The organism is Alteriqipengyuania triglochinis, from assembly GCF_054655655.1.
Window position 1 is genome coordinate 821,612 of record NZ_BAAHNC010000001.1, and the last position, 18,020, is coordinate 839,631.

At 64.1% G+C, this 18,020-nt stretch carries 11 protein-coding genes; 5 read left to right on the top strand and 6 right to left on the bottom strand.

What is annotated here, in order from left to right:
- Positions 1-205: 205 nt before the first annotated feature.
- The 3 genes from ACYQ0L_RS04145 to ACYQ0L_RS04155 all read right to left on the bottom strand — a co-directional run bounded on the left by ACYQ0L_RS04145 (position 206) and on the right by ACYQ0L_RS04155 (position 7,972).
- Positions 206-3,742 (bottom strand): TonB-dependent receptor domain-containing protein, encoded by a 3,537-nt coding sequence (locus tag ACYQ0L_RS04145; RefSeq protein WP_459787654.1) that lies wholly within the window; start codon positions 3,740-3,742, stop codon positions 206-208.
- A 519-nt stretch (positions 3,743-4,261) separates the two neighbouring features.
- Complete coding sequence (gene clpB / locus ACYQ0L_RS04150; RefSeq protein WP_459787655.1) at positions 4,262-6,841, bottom strand: ATP-dependent chaperone ClpB; 2,580 nt, start codon at positions 6,839-6,841, stop codon at positions 4,262-4,264.
- A 72-nt stretch (positions 6,842-6,913) separates the two neighbouring features.
- Positions 6,914-7,972 carry a glycosyltransferase gene (locus ACYQ0L_RS04155; RefSeq protein ID WP_459787656.1) on the bottom strand — a complete coding sequence of 353 codons (1,059 nt, stop codon included), beginning with the start codon at positions 7,970-7,972 and terminating at the stop codon, positions 6,914-6,916.
- A 235-nt stretch (positions 7,973-8,207) separates the two neighbouring features.
- Here ACYQ0L_RS04155 and ACYQ0L_RS04160 point away from each other — a divergent pair, with 235 nt between their 5' ends.
- From ACYQ0L_RS04160 to ACYQ0L_RS04180, 5 genes are all read left to right on the top strand, one after another.
- Positions 8,208-9,143, top strand: a complete 936-nt coding sequence (locus tag ACYQ0L_RS04160) for a hypothetical protein (protein ID WP_459787657.1) — start codon at positions 8,208-8,210, stop codon at positions 9,141-9,143.
- Positions 9,140-11,368 (top strand): acylase, encoded by a 2,229-nt coding sequence (locus ACYQ0L_RS04165; RefSeq protein WP_459787658.1) that lies wholly within the window; start codon positions 9,140-9,142, stop codon positions 11,366-11,368. The genes ACYQ0L_RS04160 and ACYQ0L_RS04165 overlap by 4 nt, the downstream gene beginning before the upstream one ends.
- Positions 11,369-11,422: 54 nt before the next feature.
- Positions 11,423-14,260 (top strand): M16 family metallopeptidase, encoded by a 2,838-nt coding sequence (locus ACYQ0L_RS04170; RefSeq protein ID WP_459787659.1) that lies wholly within the window; start codon positions 11,423-11,425, stop codon positions 14,258-14,260.
- A 70-nt stretch (positions 14,261-14,330) separates the two neighbouring features.
- On the top strand, positions 14,331-14,636 hold the full coding sequence (locus ACYQ0L_RS04175) for a hypothetical protein (RefSeq protein WP_115491741.1): 306 nt from the start codon (positions 14,331-14,333) through the stop codon (positions 14,634-14,636).
- A gap of 136 nt (positions 14,637-14,772) precedes the next feature.
- Complete coding sequence (locus tag ACYQ0L_RS04180) at positions 14,773-15,555, top strand: hypothetical protein (RefSeq protein WP_459787660.1); 783 nt, start codon at positions 14,773-14,775, stop codon at positions 15,553-15,555.
- On the opposite strand, the gene ACYQ0L_RS04185 is transcribed toward ACYQ0L_RS04180, so the two are convergent.
- From ACYQ0L_RS04185 to gatB, 3 genes are all read right to left on the bottom strand, one after another.
- Positions 15,552-16,001, bottom strand: a complete 450-nt coding sequence (locus tag ACYQ0L_RS04185) for a tRNA (cytidine(34)-2'-O)-methyltransferase (protein WP_459787661.1) — start codon at positions 15,999-16,001, stop codon at positions 15,552-15,554. The genes ACYQ0L_RS04180 and ACYQ0L_RS04185 overlap by 4 nt on opposite strands.
- A gap of 71 nt (positions 16,002-16,072) precedes the next feature.
- On the bottom strand, positions 16,073-16,519 hold the full coding sequence (locus ACYQ0L_RS04190; protein WP_459787662.1) for a styrene oxide isomerase: 447 nt from the start codon (positions 16,517-16,519) through the stop codon (positions 16,073-16,075).
- Positions 16,519-18,018, bottom strand: coding sequence for an Asp-tRNA(Asn)/Glu-tRNA(Gln) amidotransferase subunit GatB (gatB, locus tag ACYQ0L_RS04195; protein ID WP_459787663.1), 1,500 nt, complete (start codon positions 18,016-18,018; stop codon positions 16,519-16,521). The genes ACYQ0L_RS04190 and gatB overlap by 1 nt, the downstream gene beginning before the upstream one ends.
- Positions 18,019-18,020: the final 2 nt, after the last annotated feature.

Genomic DNA, 18,020 nt, shown 5'->3' on the forward strand with positions numbered 1-18,020 from the left:
GCCGCTCGAGCGGGAGGTCCTGCCACAACCCCGCATGACGCCCGCATGACTAAACTGCCGCGCTCCCCCGTCGCGATCGCCGCGCAACCTGTTGCGTAAGGCGGTCTTTCGGAGAACTTTCGATGCGTGCCACGGCCCCAACCGAAACGGCCCCGCAACCGAAGTTGCGGGGCCGTCGCCCTGTCCGGAAAGGACAGTCAGCTTATCAGAAGCGGACGCTGACCGACCCGAAGTATTCGCGGCCATCCAGGTCGTAGCCGTTGCCGATCGGGACGTTCGAGACCTGGAAGATCTCGTCGCCATCCACCTGCGGCGGTGCGGTGTCGAACACGTTCGTGATACCGGCACGCAGCGTGATGGAGTCGTTGAGGTCATAACGCAGCGACACGGTGTGGACGAAGTAGTCGTCCGCAAAGCCGACGTCGCGGCAGTAGATGCCGTCACCTTCGACGACACCATCGGGGTTGCCGTCCGCATCACGCGAACCGCCACCGAGGCAGGTGTCACCGATGAAGCCGGTCTCTTCGCCGTCGGGGCCGTACCCGAAGGCATCGCTCAGCGCGTCGATACCCGGCTGATCCTGCTCGGTCCGGCCGATCCAGCGGGTCTGCCAAGTCAGTGTGAAGTCGCTGTATCCAACCGTAGCGATCGCACGACCCGTCCAGCTCGGGTAACCGAACTCACCCGTCGCATCATCGAAATCGGGGTTGTCCGGATCGATCAGGAACAGCGTGCTGCGCTCGATCAGGTTGTTCGCCTGCAGGTTGAGGCCGAGTTCGACCACATCGTTGCCCACCGGGATATCATAGCCGAAGTTGGCGTTGATATCGATGCCCTTCACGGTTTCCTTGTCCTGGTTCAGGAAGGTCGGGAAGGCCTGGCTGATCAGCTGACGACCGCCCGGCGAGTACCTGAGCTGGTCACAGTAGACGCTGCGGATATCGTCGTCGTCGTTGTAACACTGATCGACTGCGAAACCTGCGGTGATCTCGCCGATCGAGTCTTCGACGATGATCGAGTAGTAGTTGAAGTTCAGCGAGTAATCGAACGCCCCGAAATTATCGGTAACCGAGATACCCGCGGTGAACGAGCGCGAGGTTTCCGGGCGGAGTTCCAGGCTACCCTGGTTTGCCACCTCGATGCTGTTCCCAGTGACCGTATTCGAGCCAGCGGGGTTGATCCCGACCGCGGTGGGATCGCGCCCTTCACGGCGGCAGATTTCGAGGACCGACTCTTCACGGTCATCCAGATCGGCCTGGTAGCCTGCATCGCGGCCATTACCGGGCAACGCCTGGAAGGCTGCAGCGGGCACCGCACAGGGATCGGTCACGGACACGAAGCCGGTGATCCCGCCCAGGAAGTTCTCGCGCAGGTTGGGCGCACGGAACGACGTACCATAGCTTGCCTTCAGGAGGACTTGGTCCACCGGACGCCAGCCCGCCTTGATCGAGTAGGTCCCTGCCCGACCGTAGAACTCCTCGTCGCTCACACGCCCCGAAAGGTTCAGGTCGAAATCGCCCCAGTAATCGTCGTCGAACAGCGGGATATCGAGTTCGGCGAAGCCTTCGAGGATATGCTTGCTGCCATTCGTGCCGAGATCGCGGAAGTAGCCGAAGAACAGGCCATTGCTGGCGACGGCGTTCGGCGTGGTTGCAATCTTGTCGTTCCGGAATTCGGCACCCACCACCAGGCTGACCGGGCCGGCAGGCATCTCGAAGAGATCGCCGGTCGCGTAAGCTGACACGAGAACCTGTTCGTAGGTCGTATCGACGACACGCTCGCCGAACAGATAGTCGCGCTCTGCCTGCGTGGCGAAATCTCCGAAGGGCAGCTGGAAGATGCTGTCTGCGAACATGTTGACGGGCACACAGCCCTGTACCAGGTCCGGAGCCGCGAGGTCGGGGTTTGACAGCGTCCCGCACGGGCCGATCCAGAGCGGATCATTGCCCACGAAATTGGCATTGGGAGCACCGGGGCGCGTATCGCCGATATTGACCAGCGGCTGACCGAAAACGTCGACATCATTGTTGTAATCGTCCGCGATGCCGTCGCCATTATTGTCGATCAGGCCATCGCCATTGAAGTCGCCGGTCGGATCGATACCCAGGGCATAGGCCAGGCGATCTTCACGGATACCCCGACGGATCGAAAGGCCTTCGGAACGCGAATACACGCCCGATGCTTCGAAGGTCCAGGTGTCGCCCACGAAGGGAAGGTCGCCACGCACACCGAGCACTGCGCGATACTGTTCTTGCGTCACGTCGGTGTTGTTGCGGTCGCCGCGGATTTGGGCACTTGCATCGACCGGCAGGCTGATGCCGTAGGTGCCACGCCCGAAAGCCGTGCCTCGAGGTGCATAGACGGGGAAACCGTCGGCCTGCGCGTTGTCGATCAGACGGCAGTCGACACCGTTCGGGTTCGTGTCGATGTTACAGACGTTGAACGGATTGAGGTCTGGCACAGAAGGGAAGACGCTTATCGTCCCAGTGTTGTCAGACTGAATTTCCGCACGGCTATACAGCGCTTCGAAGAACGGCGTTATGTTCATCGAACCGCCGAGCTCATACTCACCGTAAGCCATCACGTTGTAGAGCTTCTGCTCAGGGATGAACGACGCCCCCGGGTTCTGGCCGTTGGTATTGTAATCGGCAAAATCGACGTCACGGACCCCGTCGCCATTGCGATCGAGGTATTCACCAAGCGCATTAGCGCTGTCGGCGAACGGGAAATCGGGATAACCGGGATAATTCCCGTTACCGCCGCCTTTGTAGTAGGCCGACCCGCCATAGTTGTAGTTCTGGAAAATCCGGCCCGAATAACCGGAGATTACACACTGATTTTGCGGAATCGTAAGCTCACCGCCGGTTTCTTCCAGCAGAATCGCTTGCTCGTATACACCAACCGTACGAATATTGCCGTTCTGATCGATCTCGTAGGGTGTTTCACATCCCGCGAGGTACGAGCGATCGGCCAGCCTGATCTCGTCGCGATAGGAATATTCCGCGCCGATACCGATCATGCCACGGTCGAAGACCTTACCCCAAGCGCCACTGATGGTGTAGTCATCGCCACCATTGCTCTGCTCGTTCTTGTTGCCCGAGAAGAACAGCTCGAAGCCGTCGATATCGTTCCGCAGAACAACGTTGGCCACGCCAGCGACCGCGTCCGAACCGTAGACCGACGACGCACCGTCGAGCAGCAGGTCGTAGCGAGCGATCAGCGATGCTGGCAGAAGGTTGATGGAGGGGTTGGTCGGCGCGCCCTCCACACCGGCCGGCGCAAGACGGCGGCCGTTGATGAGCAGCAGGGTGCGGTCGGCACCCAGACCGCGCAGGTTCAGCGTCTGCGAACCCGGGCCATTGTTGAGCACGAAGCCCTGGAATGTAGAGTCGATCTGCTGACCGGAAGCCGCTTCCGAACGCTGGAGGATCTGCGCGGCGTCGAAGTTACCGACGTCACGCGAAGTTTCCGAGGAGAGAATCTGCAGCGGCGAGATGCTGTTGAAGGTGTCGCGCTTCACGCGCGAACCGGTGACGACGATCAGACCGTCTTCGCTGCTATTGCCGTCGGCACCTTCGGTGATGTCGATATCGCCGGGATCGTTCGTCGAGGCACCGTCGGGCTGCTCGTCTTCCGGCAGTTCGTCGGCCGTCTGCGCAAAGGCAGGCGCGCCGATGACGAGCGCCAAAGCCGAGACCGAACCCCCAAGTCCGATCAGCCTAGTCCGATTAATCTTTCGCATGTCTTCTCCAGTCTTGCGCTAAGCTGGAGCCCCCAATGACGAACAGGAGAATGCCGCCCCCAAGCGGCACCCGACCAAACGTCGTCTGTATTGGAACCCCCAAATTCCTAGTGACACTTTTTTTGCAGGAAACCCGCACCCTTGTCAAAGAGCAAAACAACTTTGGCTATGATTGTTGCGAGAATCACACACGATCGTTGCGTCGCGACGGGGGATTGGCGACATGCCGCACTGCAGCAGCTCGTTAAGCGACATTTCCAGCAGGCGCCACAACCGCTGAATGTCGCGGATTTGCAATGATTTTGTCATGCGCCTTACACAAGGCGGAGGGCGAGAATTCCGCATCGCAACATCGGCCTCAAGGGGACGCCCGGCGCATGGCAGATACCCTCCGGCGGGGGTGGTCGGGGTCGGGAAGGGGATCGAATTGGAACATGCGTTGCCGATATGCCACGCACGACTCCGGCCCGCCTCACACAGAGCATGAAGCGGATCCGGCTCCGCGTGATCGGTCGCGTCTCACCCCACCGTAATCGAAAGCTCGCCATCGCCTTCGTCGATATTCACGGTGCTGCCATCGGGCACTTCGCCTTGCAGCAGCCGTTCGGCGAGCGGATCCTGGACATAGCGCTGCACCGCCCGCTTGAGCGGCCGCGCGCCGTAGACCGGATCGTAGCCGACCCGCCCCAACCAGCGCTTGGCCGCATCGGTCAGGGCAAGCTCGATCTTGCGATCGGCCAGCAGCTTCTGGACCCTGGCCACCTGCAGCTCGACGATCGGCTCCATGTCCGCCTGGCTCAGGCGGTGGAACAGGATGATCTCGTCCAGCCGGTTGAGGAATTCGGGGCGGAAATGCCCGCGCACCACATCCATCACCTGCGGCTCGACATCGCTGACCTGCTGGTCGTCGGTCATGTTGGACAGGTACTGGCTGCCCAGGTTCGACGTCAGGATGATGAGGGTGTTGGAAAAGTCGACCACCCTGCCCTGCCCGTCGGTCAGGCGCCCGTCGTCGAGGACCTGCAGGAGCACGTTGAACACGTCGCTATGCGCCTTCTCGACCTCGTCGAACAGCACGACCTGATAGGGTCTGCGCCGCACGCTTTCGGTCAGCACGCCGCCTTCCTCATAACCGACATAGCCCGGAGGCGCGCCGATCAGGCGGGCGACCGCGTGCTTCTCCATGAATTCGCTCATGTCGATGCGGACCATCGCGTTGTCGTCGTCGAACAGGAACTGGGCGAGCGCCTTGGTCAGCTCGGTCTTGCCGACGCCTGTGGGGCCGAGAAACAAGAAGCTGCCCAGCGGGCGGCCCGGGTCCTTCAACCCCGCGCGCGCACGGCGTACGGCCTTGGACACGGCCTCGACCGCAGCCTCCTGCCCGATGACGCGCTTGCCCAGCACTTCTTCCATCTTGAGGAGCTTCTCGCGCTCGCCTTCGAGCATCCGGTCGACTGGAATACCGGTCCACCGCGCGACGACGCCGGCGATATCCTCTTCCGTGACTTCCTCGCGCAGCAGCGCGTTCGCGGTGTGGCCGGCGGCGTCTTCCAGCTTCTTCTCGAGCTCGGGAATGCGCCCGTATTGCAGCTCACCCGCCTTGGCGAGGTCACCCGCGCGCTGCGCCTGCTCCAGCTCGAGCCGCGCTGCGTCCAGCTCTTCCTTCAGGCGCGATTCGGCGTGGATCTTGTCCCGCTCGCCCTGCCAGCGCGTGGTCAGCTCGGCGGAGCGCTGCTCGAGATTGGCGAGGTCTTCGCGCAGGTTCTCGAGCCGCTGCGCGCTGGCCTCGTCGCTCTCCTTGGCGAGCGCCTGCTCCTCGATCTTGAGCTGGATGATCCGCCGGTCGAGGCCTTCGATTTCCTCGGGCTTGCTCTCCACCTCCATCCGGATACGGCTGGCCGCCTCGTCCATCAGGTCGATCGCCTTGTCGGGCAGGAAGCGGTTCTGGATATAGCGGTTGGAAAGTTGCGCGGCGGAGACGATCGCCCCGTCGGTGATCCGCACGCCGTGATGCAGCTCGTACTTGTCCTTGATCCCGCGCAGGATCGAGATCGTGTCCTCGACGCTGGGTTCCTCGATATAGACCGGCTGGAAACGCCGCTGCAGCGCCGGGTCCTTCTCGACATATTTCTGGTATTCGTCGAGCGTGGTGGCGCCGATGCAGTGCAACTCGCCGCGCGAGAGCGCAGGCTTGAGCAGGTTCGACGCATCCATGCTGCCTTCCGAGGCCCCTGCCCCGATCAGGGTGTGCATCTCGTCGATGAACAGGATGATCTGCCCGTCCGAACCCTTCACTTCGTCGAGCACGGCTTTCAGCCGTTCCTCGAACTCGCCGCGATATTTCGCGCCCGCGATCAGCGCGCCCATGTCGAGCGCCATGAGCGTGCGGTTCTTCAGGCTGTCGGGCACGTCGCCATTGGCGATGCGCAGCGCGAGACCTTCGGCAATCGCCGTCTTGCCGGTGCCGGGTTCTCCGATGAGCGCGGGGTTGTTCTTGGTCCGCCGCGCGAGGATCTGGATCGTGCGACGGATTTCCTCGTCGCGCCCGATCACGGGGTCGAGCTTGCCGTCCCGCGCCGCCTGCGTCAGGTCGCGGGCGTATTTCTGCATTGCGTCATAGGCTTGCTCTGCATTGGCGCTGTCCGCAGTTCGCCCGCCGCGCAGGTCCGCAATCGCACGCTCGAGCACCTTCACGTCGACGCCTGCATCGGCGAGAACGGAGCCGGACTTGCTGTTGGACGCCAGCGCGAGCGCCACCAGCAGCCGTTCCACGGTGACGAAACTGTCGCCCGATTTCTCCGCAACCTGCTGCGCCTGGTCGAGCACGCGCACGGCATCATTGTCGAGCCCCGGGCTCTGCTGCGCCCCGCCGCCGGTCACCGCCGGAATGCGCGCCAGTTCTTCGTCGACGCGCTGTTCGGCCCTTACCGGATCGGCGCCCGCACGCTTCAGCAGCCCTGCGGCCATGCCTTCGCTATCGTCGAGCAGAACCTTGAGGATGTGGAGCGGCGTAATCCGCTGGTGGTTGAGGCGGATCGCAGTCGTCTGGGCGGATTGGAGGAAGCCCTTTGCGCGATCGGTGAACTGTTCGAGATTCATGCGGCCCTCCTGTCAAACTACCCACAAAAGGTAGGTTTGGGACGGCATAAGACAAGCGAGCCGGGCGGATTTTTACCGCCGTTCGTCGAGCTGCGCGATAGCCTTTGAAAATGTGTCGAGATAGGCGCGCGCGCTGGTCAGGGGGGTGCCGGTGTCCCGCCGGGGGTCGGGACGGGGGGCAAGCAGCACCTGTTCGATCGCGCGGGCGACTGCCCTTGGCTCGCGGTCAGGCAGCAGGCGTCCCGAGGCCGGGTCGGCCAGAAGTTCGCGCATCGCAACGCTGCTTTCGGTCGCGACCACCGGGCTACCCGCCGACAGCGCTTCGATCACCACATTCGGCCGCCCTTCATAACGCGAGGTGAGCAACAGCAGGTCGGCATTGCCGATCACGCGCTCCAGGCCTTCGACAAAGCCGGGAAGGTGGATGCGGTCGTTCATGCCCAGACGGTCGATCAGGGCGGTCAGCCGTGCACGCTCGCTCCCTTCGCCATAGATGTAGAGCGAGCGCCCGCCCGTATCGGCCTGTGCGAAGGCGCGGATGGCGAGGGCCCAGTCCTTCTGCGGCTCGAGCCGGCCGATGCCCAGAACGTATCTTCCCGGCGGCGGCTCGGCCACCTGCCCGCCCCCTACCGCCATGTGCGGGTTCTCGATAATGTCGATGAATTCCCGGGAGATTCCGGTGCGCATCACCGCATCGTCCGCCATTGCGCGCGACATCGCCACCACGCGATCGGTGAAGCGATGGTGCTGGCGCACCCACAGCCCGTTGGCGAAGCGCATTGGCCAGGCGAAATCGCGGCGGGCGAGATCGTTCGATATCTTCCACACGATCGGCGGACTGCGATCCTTCAGATGCAGCCGGATCCGCGCAGCGGTAGAGGTGTAGTGGTTGCCCGGGCAAAAGAAGACATCGGGCGCGACCTCCCCGATGGCAGCGGGCGCGGTCTTGCGGCCACCGAAATGCGGCACCCACTCCACGTCCGGCGGCAGGCTGGCGCGCAAATGCTCCTCCACCGGGGAGGCGAGGATCGCGACGTGGTGGCCCAGTTCGGCCCAGTCGCGCGCAAGGCGCACGGCGACCCGTTCCACCCCTCCACCCTTGTAGTGTTCGAGCCAGGTGGCAATCTTCACGCGTTAGCTCGCGACTGGATGGCCACGCGGCAGAGCGTGGCGGAGACCCGATATCGCGCGCTCCGTCCCATGCGCGCAGGACGCGCGCGGTGACCATGCGCCGCCCCCTGCGCGAGGGCCGCGGCGTAGTCGGGACGATGCGTGGCGACGAGGGCGATCTTCATAACGAGAGCGGCGCCTTAGCCATCTGCCACTATTATTGACAGTCTTGTAAAACCGTCCATAGCCTGCCCGCATGTTGGAGAGGCCGGAGGGCGAAGACGATCTTGCAGCCCGCGCCTGGCCTTGGGTGCGGCGCGCGTTCAGCGTCGGGATCGTTGCATTCATCCTCTGGCGGCTGACCCATTTCGGCTGGGGCGAACTGCTCGCCAACCTGCCGCAGAACCCCGCCTTCTACCTGGTCCAGATCGTCTCCTATTCGGTCCTGCCGATCTGCGAAGTGCTTATCTTCTCACGCATTTTCGGGCACTCGCTCTGGCGCGACTGGCCGGTCTTCCTGCGCAAGCGCGCGCTCAACAACTCGGTGCTCGGCTATTCGGGCGAGGCGTATCTCGTGTTTTGGGCCAAGGAGCGGCTCGGCATGCGCCGCCGAGCCGCCCTTTCCTCCATCAAGGACAACGTGCTGCTGTCCGGGTTCACCACCGCCGCCTTCGCGATCGGCGCGGCAGGCGTGCTGATCGTGATCCACCCCAAGCTGCTCGATGCGAGTGCGATGGCCGAATCGGGTGAACGCAGCTTCCTGCTGTTCGCCGCGCTCTTCACGCTTGCGCTGGTGGTGGGCCATCTGTTCCGCAAACGCCTTTTCGGCATCGGCTCCAAGCTGATCCTCGCCCTCATCGCGATCCACGCGACCCGTCTGATCGTCAGCTATTCGCTCCAGATGATCCAGTGGAATATCGGCATTCCCGAGGGCACGCTGATGCTGTGGTTCACGCTGATCACCGTGCAACTGCTCATCTCGCAGCTGCCGCTGCTGCCCAATCGCGACCTGCTGTTCGTCGCCTTTATCCTCGAATTCGCGCCGGCCAGCGGCGTCGACCCGGCAGCGCTGCGGGCGATGATCCTCGTGATCTTCCTGATCTACCAGCTTTTCAACTACTTCGTTCTGCTGGTAACCACTGCCCTGCCGACCGCGCGGGCCTACGACGAAGCTGCCAAGGAACCGATATGATCCGCATCGCGAAATGGACCGGAACGATCGTGGCCCTGCTGCTGCTGATTGCCGCCATTGCGCTGATGACATGGGAGCCGTTCTTCGCCCGCGATGGCGTCGCACCTGCAGGAAACCGAACGTACACCGCGCAAATCGTCCGCGATGAATTCGGCGTTCCGCATATTTACGGCAAGACCGATCCGGACGTCGCCTACGGGGTCGCCATCGCCCATAGCGAGGATGACTTTTCCACCCTCCAGGATGTGATCGCGATGAGTCGCGGACGCTACGGCGCGATCGAGGGGCAGGACGGCGCGGCGGTCGATTACGTGTATCACCTTCTCGACGCGCGCGGCACGGCGGAGCGCGAGTGGCCCACCCTGCCCGAAGATACGCGCGCGCTGATCGACGCCTATGCCGTCGGCCTGAACGACTATGCCCGCGATCATCCGGGCGAGGTAAAGCTGGGCAACCTGTTCCCGGTCGACGGGATCGACGTTGCCGCTGGCTTCGCGCTGCGCCAACCGTTCTTCTTCGGGCTCGACCGCTTCCTCGGCCCGCTGGCCGCAGGCGAGCCGCTGCCCGCGGAATACGGCCCGCGCATCCCCGCGCCCGGAGAAACCGCCACCTTCCCGATCAGCGACGTGCCCACCCTGGGCGATGACGCTTCGGACCAGGCCCGCGCGCCGCTGCGCCCCACGGGCCGTTACGGCGACGATTTTCGCCAGGCCGGGTCCAATGCCTTCGCGGTCGCCCCGCAAAAGTCCGGCGGACCGACGATCCTCGTCTCCAATGCGCACCAGCCCTGGCGCGGGCCGGTCGCGTGGTACGAGATGGTCGTCGAAAGCGGTGAAGGCTGGCACTTTGCGGGCGCGAACTTCCCGGGCAGCCCGTTCCCCTTCCTCGGCCACAACGAAAACCTCGGCTGGACCAACACGGTCAACACGCCCGACATGGTCGATATCTACCGGCTGGAGCTGGACGAGAGCGGTACGCGCTATCGCTTCGACGGCGAATGGCGCGATCTCGAGCACGAGAGCGTCCGCCTGGCGGCGCGCGTAGGGCCCTTCACGATCCCCGTGTGGCGCGACGTCTGGCGCAGCGTCCACGGGCCGGTCATCAAGAACGACGACGGCGCCTTCGCGGTCCGCTTCGCCTCGATCGGGAGCATCGACCAGCTGGACGCCTATTACCGGCTGAACAAGGCGAAGGACTTCGCCGAATGGCGCGCGATCATGGCGCGCGGCCAAGTGCCCTCGACCAATTTCATCTATGGCGATGCGGCGGGGAATATCGCTTACATTTACAATGCGGCGATCCCCGACCGACCCGAAGGCTACGACTGGCGCACCGTCCTGCCGGGCGACACCAGCGCGACGCTATGGCGCAGCAAGGTCCCCTACGAACGCCTGCCGCAATACATCAATCCCGCCAGCGGCTGGGTGATGAACGCCAACAACACGCCCTTCGTCGCCGCCGGCCTCGGCAGCGATCTGAACCCCGCCGATTTCGCACCCGAGATGGGCGTCGAGCTCAAGATGACCAACCGCGGCAGGCGCGCTTGGAAGCTGATGAGCGAGGCCGAGCGGCTCGATCGCGAGACGCTCGAATCGATCAAGTTCGACACCGGGTACGAGAACGCGGGCTACGTGCGCCGCATGATGGACGACATCGCGGCGATCGACGTGGCCGAGCATCCCGATCTGGCCGAGGCGCGCAGGCTGATGCTCGAATGGGATTTCTCGGCCGACAATATCGGACGCTCGGACGCGATCGCGCTGCTGATGATCCGCGAATTCATGTCGTCCAGTTACCAGAAGACGCCGTGGCCGGACGCGGTCGAGGAACTGACCAAGGCGCGCGACCATCTGCAGGAGCATTTCGGGCGGCTGACCCCGCCGATGGGCGAAGTGCTGCGGCTGCGGCAGGGCGACGTGGACCTGCCGCTCGACGGAGGATCGGATACGCTGCGCGCCTCGACCACGTGGGACGTCGAGGACGACGGCCGACTTGCGGTCCGGCATGGCGACAGCTTCGTGATGTGGGTCGAGTGGCTGAACGGCGAGCCGGTTTCGTCACGATCGATCCAGCCCTTCGGCGCGGCGACCACCCGTCCCGGCAGCCCGCACTTCGTCGATCAGGCTACGCTGTTCATCCAGCACCGCTTCAAACCGGTCCATTTCTGGCGCGATGATGCGCTGGCCTACGCCGCGAGTCGGAAGACCGTTTCCAGCCGGCCGTGAGAGTGCTTATATATTGTACGATTTCAGTTCGTTAGACCAAACAGGGGAAATTTCATGCTTCGCACACCCAAGACCAGCCTCGCTGCGCTGGCCGTTGCGCTGGCCGCTCCGGCCTATATCGCCGCACCGGCGCACGCCCAGGAAACCGTCGCCCAGGATGTCGCACCGCTGGAAAAGCTGGTCGACCAGGTCGCCATCCCCTACGAAAAATTCGAGCTCGCCAACGGCCTGACGGTAATCGTGCACGAAGACCGCAAGGCCCCGATCGTGAGTGTGGCCGCCTGGTACAATGTCGGCTCCAAGGACGAGCCGAAGGGCCAGACCGGCTTTGCTCACCTTTTTGAACACCTGATGTTCAACGGATCGGAAAACGCGCCGAACGACTATTTCCAGTACCTGCAGGAAATGGGCGCGACCGATTACAACGGCACCACCGATTTCGACCGCACCAACTACTTCCAGACCGTGCCGAGCGGTGCGATCGAGCGCGCGCTGTGGCTGGAAAGCGACCGCATGGGCTATCTGCTCGGCGCGATCACGCAGGAAAAGCTCGATAACCAGCGCGGCGTCGTCCAGAACGAGAAGCGCCAGGGCGACAACCAGCCGGGCGGCCTCGTCTTCTACGAGATCATCAAGACCCTGTATCCCGACGGCCACCCCTACGATCACACCCCGATCGGTTCGATGGCAGACCTCGACCAGGCATCGATGCAGGACGTACGTAACTGGTTCACCAGCAAGTACGGCCCCAACAACGCCACGCTGGTGCTGGCAGGCGACATCTCCGCCGCCGAGGCCCGCCCGCTGGTGGAAAAGTACTTCGGCGACATCGCTCGCGGCCCGGTGAACAACCCTGCCCAGGCCGAAGTGACGGAGCTCAAGGAAGACGTTCGCGAGGTCATGCAGGATCAGGTCGCGGCGACCCAGATCAGCAAGTACTGGTCCGTCCCCGGCATTACCAGTGAAGACCTGACCGCACTTTCGGTCGGCGCGAGCATCCTCGGCGGCCTCGCCTCGAGCCGTCTCGACAACATCCTGGTGCGCGACGAGCAGCTCGCCGTGGGCGTTTCGGCCGGCAACTATGCCTTCCAGCGGGTCGGCATCCTCAACCTCGACGCGACCGTGAAGCCGGGCGTCGACGTCGAAACGGTCGAAGCGCGCCTGAACGAGATCGTAGCGCAGTACATCGCCGAAGGCCCGAGCGAGGACGAAGTCCGCCGCGCAGCGACCGCAGACCTCGCAGGCACCATCCGCGGGCTCGAACAGGTCGGCGGCTTCGGCGGCAAGGCGGTGACGCTGGCACAGGGCGAAGTGCTGGCGGGCGATGCCAGCTTCTTCGAACGCCAGCTCGAAATCCTCGCCTCGCTGACGCCTGCGCAGGTGCAGGCGGCGATGCAGAAATGGATGACCAAGCCGAGCTTGACCCTGGTCCTCCAGCCGGGCGAGCGCACCGGCGAGTACGAGGAAGCGGCCTCGGTCGCAGCCGAGAGCGGCGCCGACGAAGCCGAGCCCGGTTCGAACGAAATCACAGTGACCAAGGTGCGGCCGGCACCGGAAATCAACGCGCTGGCCGAACTCGACTTCCCCGATGTGACGCAGACCACGCTCTCCAACGGGATCACCGTCCACTACGCGCAGCGCGACACCGTGCCGGTGACCCGCGTAGCGATCAGCTTCGATGCCGGTTCGGCCGCCGACCCGGTGGACATGCGCGGCCTCGAAGGGATGACGCTGGGCCTGATGGACGAAGGTACCACCAGCCTCACCTCGCAGGAAATCGCCGAGGCCAAGGAGCGGCTGGGCGCGATCATCTCGACCGGCGGCGGGTCCGACCGGTCGACCTTCACGCTGACCGCGATGAGCGCGAACCTCTCGCCATCGCTCGGCCTGATGACCGACATCGTGCGCAACCCCGCCTTCAACCCGAACGAACTCGAACGGGTGCGGACGCAGACCGTCACGAGCATCAAGCAGTCGCTGAAGTCGCCGGGTGGCCTCGCATCCTACGTCGCGACCCCGCTCATCTACGGGGAAAGCAACCCCTATGGCGGTTCGGCCACGGTGGAATCGGTCTCCTCGATCACCCGCGAAGACCTGGTCGACTTCAAGCAGACCTGGCTGCGGCCCGATAACGCGGAGATCTTCGTGGTGTCGGACATGGCGCTGGCCGAAGTGATGCCGGGTCTCGAAGCGGCATTCGGCAACTGGCAGGCCCCCGCCACCGCCAAGGGGACCAAGACCTTCGGCAATCTTGCCTCCGTGCCCGAAAGCGCGCGCGTGGTGCTGGTCAACCGCCCCAATTCGCCGCAGAGCTTCATCCTCGGCGGTCTGATGACCGAAACCGATCCCAAGGATCCTACCCTCATCGACCTCCAAAACGCCAACAATGCCCTCGGCGGCAACTTCCTCGCCCGGCTCAACATGAACCTGCGCGAGACAAAGGGCTGGAGCTATGGCGTGCGTGGCGGGACGGGCGTCAACGAAAATGCGGTCGCCTATTTCGTCCAGGCGCCGGTGCAGGCGGACCGCACGGGCGATGCGCTGGCCGAACTGATCCGCGAAGTCGGCGAATTCGTCACCACCAAGGGCGTGACCGATGACGAGCTGACCCGCATCGTCAATGCCGAAATCGCCGAACTTCCGGGCCAATACGAGACCTCCAGCGCGGTGCTCGGCGCGATGCAGAGCAATGTGCTCTACGGGCGCCCAATGAACTACCAGGAAACGCTGGCCGAAAAGTATCGCGCCCAGACCCGCGAGAGCCTGGATGCGGCCGCACGTGCGGCGATCGATCCGGATCATTTCACCTGGGTCATCGTCGGCGATGCCGAAAAGGTCGGCCCGCAGCTCGAATCTCTCGGCCTGCCGGTGGAAACCATTGAGGTAGAGTAAGCATTATTGACATGAATGTAGGTGCGGGCGATGGCCCGCCCTACCCACACACGCGAGAGGAGTACCGCTTATGTCCGTAGCCGGAACCTATGACACCGTCGTCAAGAGCCCGATGGGTGACCAGAAGGGCACCTTCACCGTCGTCCCCGGCGACGATGGCAACACCTTCACCGGTTCGATGGCCGGCGGCATGGGCTCGATGGACGTGAAGGACGGCACCATTGCCGGCGACACGCTCAAATGGAAGATGGACATGACCGTCCCGATGCCGATGGAGCTCAACTGCGAAGCGACCGTCAATGGCGACCAGCTGACCGGCAAGGTCAACGCGGGCGCCTTCGGCGACATGCCGCTGACGGGCGAACGCCAGGGCTGATCCCAGGTATCACCGAGCACGAAGGGCCGTCGGAGCGATCCGGCGGCCCTTTTCTTTTGTGGCTTCCCCGATCCGCATTTTCTCGACTAAAAATCGAGTGGCTCGTTCGGTCTCCCCCCCGAATGGCGAGGACACGATGAAGATCAATCGCACCACCGCAGTGCTCATCGCGCTGATCCTACTGCTGGCGGGCGCCGTCGCCTTCCTGTTGGCACAGCGCGGCTCCGACGATGACGAGCCGGCATCGGCCGCCGTCACGGGCGGAATCATATCGTCGCGCGACATGGACGAGGCGGACTATCCCGAAGAGCCCGCTTCGGTTGCCGCGCAGGGACCGCTCGCCGTCAGGATCGGCCGCGACGGGCCGCTTCAAAGCGCGTGCGACAGGGTCGGCCGGGTCGGCAATCTCCCCCGCGGGGCGGAGGATATCCTCGCCGTGATCGAGGCCCCGACGACCGATGCGATCGCGATCGACGGTCTTTACGAAGACGATCCCTTCTATGTCTGCGACCGTCAGGGGGACTGGTACGGGATCATCTATCCCGGCGACGGCACGCTGGGCGATGGGGAAGAATGCGACCTGTCGTACCCGGTCGAGTCGCCGCGCGCCTATCCGGGATCCTGCCTGACCGGCTGGGTGGACAGCCGCTATGTCGATGCCGGCGGCGCGCAGGATTCCGATGAGGCCTATGCCGGGGAAGAAACCGCCGACGCCGCGGAGCCTGCGGAGCGCGCGGTTCAGGTCAGCGCGACCGGCCCCACACGGGTCGCCGCCGCAACGCGCCTGTCTGCCAAGGCCCATAGCGAGTACGACCAGCCCGTCGGCCAGCGTCCCGACGGCAACCGGGTGAGCTGCCGCGAGACCGGCAGCGGCGATGCCACGTGGACCTGCACCGCGACCTACACGCTCTCGAACTAGGGCCGCATCGCCTGATAGGCGGCCGCCGCCACGGTATTAGCCAGATTGAGCGAGCGCACCTTGTCGCTCTTCATCGGCAGGCTGACCATCTGTTCGCGGTGCGCCTCCACGATGTCACGGGGCAGGCCCTTGGTCTCACGCCCGAAGACGAGGTAGGCATCCGCCGGATAGTCGGGCTCGTAGAAGCTGCGCGGGGCATATTCCTCGAACAGGAACAGCTGGTCGCCGCGCGGCGTGCGCTCGGCGAGAAACGCCTCCCAGCTCGCAAATTCCGCCAGCCGGATATGCTGCCAGTAATCGAGGCCGGCCCGCTTGAGCCGCGTATCGGTGATCGTAAAGCCCAGCGGATGGATCAGGACGAGTTCCATATCGAGCGCCACACATGTGCGCCCGACTGCGCCCGTATTGCAGGGAATTTCGGGATGGACGAGAACGATCGCGGTCATCGGTAAGCGCTCCCTGCGCGCATTAGCACCTTCAGCATTCGGACGAGGACGCTTTCGAATGGTACCTCCCGTTAGGAGCGTACATTGCTCTGGTTGCGGACCAGTCCCCAAACGAACATCGCCCACCCTGCAGCCAGCGATGCACTCGATGCCAGGATCACCATAGTGACGGTGCCCTCGGTCGTCGGCCGAGCGCTATGGCCCTCGCCCGCCATCGGCAACGCCTCGCTAGCCCCGGTGATCGCCGCGAGCGTGATACCTAGCCACAGGCCGACCATGCCGATCGCCAGCGTCCAGCGGGCGAATGCTTCCGCACGCGCAGTCAGGCCTGCCGCATGCCACAAAAGGCCCGCCAGCATCACCGCCATGCCGCTCTGCACAGCGTCCAGATGCGCCGAGAGCGCCACGCGCGGATTGGCGTGCAGGTCGACGACCGCGCCTTGGGCGACGCCGACCAGAAACAGCGCTGCCCCCGTTACGACCAGCGCGCGGCCGGCGGGGGACAGCGTCAGATGCATCACCCCAGCTTGTCCTTCAGGATCTGGTTCACCACCGCCGGGTTCGCCTTGCCCTGCATCGCCTTCATCGTTTGGCCGACGAAGAAGCCGAACAGCTTGCCCTTGCCGGCCTTGTACTGCTCGACCTTGTCTTCGTTGGCGGCGATGATCGCGTCGATCGCCTCCTCGATCGCGCCGGTGTCGCTGACCTGCTTGAGGCCTTCGCTATCGGCGATTTCCTCGGGGTCGCGGCCGGTCTTGAGGACGATTTCGTAGATTTCCTTGGCCTGTCCGCCCGAAATCTCGCCCTTGTCCTGCATCGCGAGGATGCTCGCCTGCGCCTCTGCCGTGGCGTTCGCGGGATCGGCTTCCTCGCCGAGCGACTTCAGCACGCCCGGCGCCACGGACAGCGCCCAGTTGGCGACCTGCGTGGCGACTGCCTTCTCGGGCTTGCCGATCTTCGCTGCGGTAGCGGAGAGCAGCGTTTCGAAGCGGCCGAAGGTTTCCACCTCGGCGGTGAGTTCGCGCGCGTTGTAGGGCGTCAGGCCCAGCTCGCCTTCGTACCGCGCGCGCTTGGCGTCGGGCAGTTCGGGCAGGCTCTCGCGGCATTCGCTCAGGAAGGCATCGTCGAGTTCGAGCGGCAGGAGATCGGGATCGGGGAAGTAGCGATAATCGTGCGCGTCTTCCTTGCTGCGCATGGTCCGCGTGGTGCCGGTGGCGACATCGAACAGGCGCGTTTCCTGGTCGACGCTCCCGCCGCTTTCCAGCACATCGACCTGGCGGTTCGCCTCGTATTCGATGACCTGCATGACGAAGCGCACGCTGTTCACGTTCTTCGTCTCGGTCCGCGTGCCCAACTCTTTATCGCCGACCTTGCGCACCGAGACGTTGACGTCCGCGCGCATCGAGCCTTCTTCCATGTTGCCGTCGCACGATCCGACATAGCGCAGGATCGACCTGAGCTTGCGCACGTAAGCCCCTGCTTCTCCAGGAGACGTCATGTCCGGCTTGGAAACGATTTCCATCAGCGCGATGCCGACGCGGTTGAGATCGACGTAGGACATCGTCGGATGCTGATCGTGCATCAGCTTGCCCGCGTCCTGCTCCACATGGATGCGCTCGATCCCGATGATCTTGTCTTCGGGGATACCCGCCTTCTCGTCCGCCTCGATCAGCAGCTGCCCCTCGCCCACGATGGGGTGGTAGAGCTGGCTGATCTGGTAGCCCTGCGGCAGGTCGGCGTAGAAGTAGTTCTTGCGGTCGAACCGGCTCCACGCGTTGATCTGCGCTTCGATGGCCATGCCGGTGCGCACCGCCTGCCGAATGCACTCGCGGTTGGGCACGGGCAGCATGCCCGGCATCGCGGCGTCGATCAGGCTGACCTGCGTGTTGGGCTCGGCCCCGAACTCGGTCGACGCGCCGCTGAACAGCTTGGCGTTGGAGGTGACCTGCGCGTGGACTTCGAGGCCGATCACGACCTCCCATTCGCCCGTCGCGCCCTGGATGGTATATTTTGCCATTG

Excerpts from the sequence above, each read along its gene's own strand:
- ACYQ0L_RS04175 (WP_115491741.1), top strand. The coding sequence starts at position 14,331 with ATGTCCGTAGCCGGAACCTATGACACCGTCGTCAAGAGCCCGATGGGT.
- ACYQ0L_RS04185 (WP_459787661.1), bottom strand. The coding sequence starts at position 16,001 with ATGACCGCGATCGTTCTCGTCCATCCCGAAATTCCCTGCAATACGGGC.
- ACYQ0L_RS04165 (WP_459787658.1), top strand. The coding sequence starts at position 9,140 with ATGATCCGCATCGCGAAATGGACCGGAACGATCGTGGCCCTGCTGCTG.
- ACYQ0L_RS04190 (WP_459787662.1), bottom strand. The coding sequence starts at position 16,519 with ATGCATCTGACGCTGTCCCCCGCCGGCCGCGCGCTGGTCGTAACGGGG.
- ACYQ0L_RS04170 (WP_459787659.1), top strand. The coding sequence starts at position 11,423 with ATGCTTCGCACACCCAAGACCAGCCTCGCTGCGCTGGCCGTTGCGCTG.
- ACYQ0L_RS04180 (WP_459787660.1), top strand. The coding sequence starts at position 14,773 with ATGAAGATCAATCGCACCACCGCAGTGCTCATCGCGCTGATCCTACTG.
- gatB (WP_459787663.1), bottom strand. The coding sequence starts at position 18,018 with ATGGCAAAATATACCATCCAGGGCGCGACGGGCGAATGGGAGGTCGTG.
- ACYQ0L_RS04160 (WP_459787657.1), top strand. The coding sequence starts at position 8,208 with ATGTTGGAGAGGCCGGAGGGCGAAGACGATCTTGCAGCCCGCGCCTGG.
- ACYQ0L_RS04145 (WP_459787654.1), bottom strand. The coding sequence starts at position 3,742 with ATGCGAAAGATTAATCGGACTAGGCTGATCGGACTTGGGGGTTCGGTC.
- clpB (WP_459787655.1), bottom strand. The coding sequence starts at position 6,841 with ATGAATCTCGAACAGTTCACCGATCGCGCAAAGGGCTTCCTCCAATCC.